The sequence below is a fragment of the Nocardioides alcanivorans genome (assembly GCF_021555175.1).
Taxonomy (GTDB): Bacteria; Actinomycetota; Actinomycetes; order Propionibacteriales; family Nocardioidaceae; genus Nocardioides; species Nocardioides alcanivorans.
Map to the genome: position 1 here is coordinate 5,001 of NZ_JAKGRW010000043.1, position 5,000 is coordinate 10,000.

General features: G+C 63.0%; 3 protein-coding genes, 2 rRNA genes and 3 pseudogenes (2 of these 8 cut by a window edge). 2 read left to right on the top strand and 6 right to left on the bottom strand.

The window, feature by feature from the left end:
- Both L1066_RS18535 and rrf read left to right on the top strand, forming a co-directional pair.
- A 23S ribosomal RNA gene (locus L1066_RS18535) occupies positions 1-1,153 on the top strand (it extends 1,955 nt beyond the left edge of the window).
- 90 nt (positions 1,154-1,243) lie between these two features.
- A 5S ribosomal RNA gene (gene rrf, locus L1066_RS18540) occupies positions 1,244-1,360 on the top strand.
- Positions 1,361-1,476: 116 nt separating this feature from the next.
- On the opposite strand, the gene L1066_RS18545 is transcribed toward rrf, so the two are convergent.
- The 6 genes and pseudogenes from L1066_RS18545 to L1066_RS18570 all read right to left on the bottom strand — a co-directional run.
- Positions 1,477-1,908, bottom strand: a complete 432-nt coding sequence (locus L1066_RS18545; protein WP_312008220.1) for an integrase core domain-containing protein — start codon at positions 1,906-1,908, stop codon at positions 1,477-1,479.
- Positions 1,909-2,065: 157 nt separating this feature from the next.
- Positions 2,066-2,284 (bottom strand): annotated as a pseudogene (locus L1066_RS28870) (IS3 family transposase); the annotation flags it as partial.
- Positions 2,285-3,834 (bottom strand): annotated as a pseudogene (locus L1066_RS18555) (IS1634 family transposase). It abuts the pseudogene before it with no gap.
- Between the two features lie 89 nt (positions 3,835-3,923).
- A complete protein-coding gene (locus L1066_RS18560; RefSeq protein ID WP_235737695.1) occupies positions 3,924-4,181 on the bottom strand; it encodes an IS3 family transposase in 258 nt (85 codons plus the stop codon).
- A 60-nt stretch (positions 4,182-4,241) separates the two neighbouring features.
- Positions 4,242-4,406 (bottom strand): annotated as a pseudogene (locus L1066_RS18565) (transposase); the annotation flags it as partial.
- Between the two features lie 272 nt (positions 4,407-4,678).
- Positions 4,679-5,000, bottom strand: the 3' end of a protein-coding gene (locus L1066_RS18570) for an alpha/beta hydrolase fold domain-containing protein (RefSeq protein ID WP_235737697.1). It continues 641 nt past the right edge of the window; only the last 322 of its 963 coding nucleotides appear in the window; its start codon lies beyond the right edge, outside the window; the stop codon is at positions 4,679-4,681.

A 5,000-nucleotide genomic window follows, 5' to 3' on the forward strand; every position in this document is an offset into this window, starting at 1 on the left:
GGGCCGCAGAGACCAGGCCCAAGCGACTGTTTACTAAAAACACAGGTCCGTGCGAAGTTGTAAGACGATGTATACGGACTGACTCCTGCCCGGTGCTGGAAGGTTAAGGGGACCTGTTAGAACTTCGGTTCGAAGCGGAGAACTTAAGCCCCAGTAAACGGCGGTGGTAACTATAACCATCCTAAGGTAGCGAAATTCCTTGTCGGGTAAGTTCCGACCTGCACGAATGGAGTAACGACTTGGGCGCTGTCTCAACCATGGACTCGGCGAAATTGCATTACGAGTAAAGATGCTCGTTACGCGCGGCAGGACGGAAAGACCCCGGGACCTTTACTATAGTTTGGTATTGGTGTTTGGTTCGGCTTGTGTAGGATAGGTGGGAGACTGTGAAGCATTCACGCCAGTGAGTGTGGAGTCATCGTTGAAATACCACTCTGGTCGTACTAGATGTCTAACCTAGGTCCGTTATCCGGATCAGGGACAGTGCCTGATGGGTAGTTTAACTGGGGCGGTTGCCTCCTAAAATGTAACGGAGGCGCTCAAAGGTTCCCTCAGCCTGGTTGGCAATCAGGTTTTGAGTGTAAGTGCACAAGGGAGCTTGACTGTGAGACAGACATGTCGAGCAGGGACGAAAGTCGGAACTAGTGATCCGGCGCTGGCATGTGGAAGCGGCGTCGCTCAACGGATAAAAGGTACCCCGGGGATAACAGGCTGATCTTCCCCAAGAGTCCATATCGACGGGATGGTTTGGCACCTCGATGTCGGCTCGTCGCATCCTGGGGCTGGAGTAGGTCCCAAGGGTTGGGCTGTTCGCCCATTAAAGCGGCACGCGAGCTGGGTTTAGAACGTCGTGAGACAGTTCGGTCCCTATCCGCCGCGCGCGCAGGAAACTTGAGAAAGGCTGTCCCTAGTACGAGAGGACCGGGATGGACGAACCTCTGGTGTGCCAGTTGTTCCGCCAGGAGCACGGCTGGTTGGCTACGTTCGGAAGTGATAACCGCTGAATGCATCTAAGCGGGAAGCATGTTTCAAGATGAGGTTTCCCACCGGGTTAACCGGGTAAGGCCCCCAGTAGACGACTGGGTTGATAGGCCGGAGGTGTACAGCAGTAATGCCTAGCCGACCGGTACTAATAGGCCGAGGGCTTGTCTTCTTACTTCTTTTTTGTTTCGCGTCCACTGTTTGGTTCTGGGACAACAACCAACCCCAGTTATATGTTGGTTGAATAGTGTGCCCGTAGAGTTACGGCGGCCATAGCGTCAGGGAAACACCCGGCTCCATTCCGAACCCGGAAGTTAAGCCTGACAGCGCCGATGGTACTGCAACCGCGAGGTTGTGGGAGAGTAGGACGTCGCCGGACATACTTTCAGGAGTAGCCCACCCCCGTCCGGGGGTGGGCTACTTCCCATTTCAGGACCCCACAACAGACTGTCGGGATTGAGGCTGTCCCCGATTTCCGGACAGGTGGTTGTTTGGTTAAGCAGCCAGGTCGGGCTGGCGGTGTTCGAACTCTAGCGGGCTGATGTAGCCGATCGCGGAGTGTCTGCGGCGGGCGTTGTACCAGCCGTCGATCCAGGTGTAGGAGCCGCGGCGGGCGGCGGCGATCGTGGTGAACACGTGCCGGTGGTAGTACTCGTTCTTGAAGGTGGACCAGAACGACTCGGCAGCGGCGTTTTCCCAGCACACGCCGGTGCGGCCCATCGAGCGCAGTACCCCGAGATCGGCGGCGGCTTCGGCGAGTTGGGCGCTGGTGTACTGACATCCCCGGTCGGCGTGGAAGACGACCTTGTCGGGCAGGTGTCTGCGCAGCGCGACCGCCTGGCGTAGTGCGGCCTCGACAAGGTCGGTGTGCAAGGTATCGGCCACGACACGTCCCAGGACCCGGCGGGTGTGTCCGTCGCGGACCACACAGGTATGCCCAGCCCTGACCGGTGGGCAGGTAGGTGATGTCGGAGAACCACGCCCGATCCCGAGCGCCCTGGTCGAAGCGCCGCCCGACCAGGTCCGGCACCGGGAACGGATCCGGGCCCGGTGTCGTGGTGGGCGGATGCCACCTACGAGGGCTGATCCCCACGATTCCCGCCGCGCGCATCAGCTTGGTGACCGTCTTGCGGGAGACCCTCACCCCGGCCTCGGCCAGATCCGCGTGGATCCGGGGAGCACCCGAGGTGCCATCGGAGGCCTCGTGGAAGCCACGGATCTGCCCAGTCGACTCGATGGCTCGTCGCCGCCGCGGGGTAGGGCCTGCGGCCCGTCGGGCACGCCACTCCTGAGTTGCACAGATTTAGTGTGTCACTTTGTCGATGATCTGCTGGGCGTCGGCGGGGATCTGGGGTTGAGCGACGAGGTGCTGTCCAGCGATGTCGATGGTGATCTCTTGCAGCGGGCGTAGCGTCTGGACGATCTTCTTGATGCTGACCCCGCTGCGTTGTTGCAGGTGACGGGCCATGGCCAGGGCGGTGAATACGACTGTCAAGTGGGCCTCGATCGCGTCGCGAGTGCGCACGAACATCGGCCGCGCTCGTAGGTCGGTCTTGGACATCCGGAACGACTGCTCGACCTGCCACAGCGCGTGGTAGCTGCCGATCATCTCACCCGACGCCATGAGGTCGGCGGGGATGTTGGTGACGTATCCCTTCAACCCCACCAGCCTGCGGGCCCGGGCCAGGGGGTCTCGTCGAGTTCAGCAGCACCGTTGCGGGTCTTGACGAACCGTGGCGTCCGGGCGGTCTTCTCGCCGGCCACGACGGCCTTCGCGCGTTCTTCTTGCAACGTCAGGGTCCGGTTGTCGCGCACGGCCCGCTTCTGCGAGTAGGCCCACACCGCACGCCACGACCCGCAGTGTTGTGTGCGGTCCCACACGGGTTCGGCCTTGATCATCGGGTTGCTCGCGGCGTCCTTGTGATGCCCGCTGCGTGGGGTCAGGGTGTCGATGACCTGCCCATCGGCGAACGAGTCACCGTGCCAACGGAAGTGGGACTCCAGATCCTTCGGCGCCTTCGTCACCCGCGATCCCACGATGAACCTCAAGCCTGCCTCGTCCAGGTCGCGCAGATTCGACGCGGACAACATCCCCGCATCCGCCACGACGACCATGTCCGCCAACCCGTGACGGTCTTGGAACTGCTTCACGATCGGGATGATCGTGGCCGTCTCGGCCTTGTTCCCCTCGTAGCAGCCGATCTCGAGGGGGAACCCGTTGCGGTCGACCAGTAGCCCGACCACGATCTGGGGATCGACACGTCGTTCCTTGGAGTAGCCGACCTTGCGGAGGTCGTCTTCCTTCTCGGCCTCGAAATACAGCGTGGTGACGTCGTAGAGCACCAGCGACACATCACCGTGGGTCGCCGCGTGAGCGAAGCACGCGGTCGCGATCTGGTCACGGTAACCGCGTTCACCGCAGCGCTTGAGCGTGGCGGCGTAGGTGTTGCGGTGGGCCGGGGTCAGGCCCAACTCACCGATGACGCGAGCGGCGTCGCTCAGCGAGGTCGGCTCGACGAGTCGCGCCACGACAAGATGGAAGAACGCCTCGTCAGCGATGACGTCGAAACCCAGCGTGCGCCACCCAGCCTGGAGCGTGTCGACCAGCAATTGCGAGCGCTTGGAATGCACGATCGCCGGCCCCGCTGGGCGGGGCGTAGTCGGCTCCAGACCCAGGTCCAGGGTCCCTTGGCCCTCCTCGATCTTCGCGCGCCCGATCACCATCAACGCGGCCACCTCGGCATCAGTGTGCGCCGAGCCAAGATGCTCAACCACGACATCGCGGCGGTTCTCCCGACGAGCGATCTGGACCGCTATCGCCCCAGAACCCGTCTTCACCTTCCGCACAAACACGCCGCTTAGTGTGTCACTTCACCCGCACCCGAGCCGCTGACCAGCACAAACACAACGCAGACCCCGAAATCAGCCCCGACCTGTGCAAGTCAGGTACGAGGGCTGATCCCCACGATTCCCGCCGCGCGCATCAGCTTGGTGACCGTCTTGCGGGAGACCCTCACCCCGGCCTCGGCCAGATCCGCGTGGATCCGGGGAGCACCCGAGGTGCCATCGGAGGCCTCGTGGAAGCCACGGATCTGCCCAGTCGACTCGATGGCTCGTCGCCGCCGCGGGGTAGGGCCTGCGGCCCGTCGGGCACGCCACTCGTAGAAGCGGCGTCGGTCGAGCCCGAGCAGCCGGCACATCTGGATGATCGTGTAGTTCGCCTTCTCCGCTCATCGACATCCAGCGACTGCTCACCCATCCCCGGACCGGGCCCGCTGGGCCGCGACCCATCGGCCCAGCAACTGCTCACCCACCCCGATCTCACGCGCTACCGCCGCGACCGTGCGGTCGGTCTCGATCACCAAATGCGCCGCCTCACGGCGATACTCCGGCGTATACGACTTCCTCTTCTTGCCAGTGCCCATCACAGACATCCTTCCCGACAGGCACCACGCAACGCGGAACCCGCCAAGTCAGTGTCCGGAGAACCGGGTCAACCCCCAGGATCCTTGATGCGCGACCTCGTCGGCCACCTTCGAGATCTCGTTGTCCGCACGCAGTCGAGGGGTCTCGGCCTCGAGCTGCGTGGTCGCAGCCGACTGGGTGCTCCAGCACCAGGCGTGCAGCCCGTTCCCTCAGAACAGATCAGTTTTCTTCGGCATGCTGTCCATCGTTCCGGACGCAAACAGCAGCCGCATCAGTCCTGGGGCGCTCCACGCCCCGGCACGACTCGAGCGCGGTCGGATCCGGTGCACTTGCCGCGAGCGGGGCCCGAGAGTCCCGCGACGAGTTGACGTCGGGTGTCACGTCCCTCGGGTGTCGGTAGGAGCGGATGCACATGGGGCGAGCCCTGCGTCTCGTGCAGCACTGCTCTTCCGCCTAGGCCTCGGATCCGCTCGACGAGAAGTCGTGTGTCAGGCGCGGTGATGTCCCGAGACCCGACGTACGCCGTCACGGGTGGGAGATTGGCGAGCTCACCATGGATGGGGGAGACCCTGGGATCGTCCAACGGAATGCCC

Excerpts from the sequence above, each read along its gene's own strand:
- L1066_RS18560 (WP_235737695.1), bottom strand. The coding sequence starts at position 4,181 with ATGTGCCGGCTGCTCGGGCTCGACCGACGCCGCTTCTACGAGTGGCGT.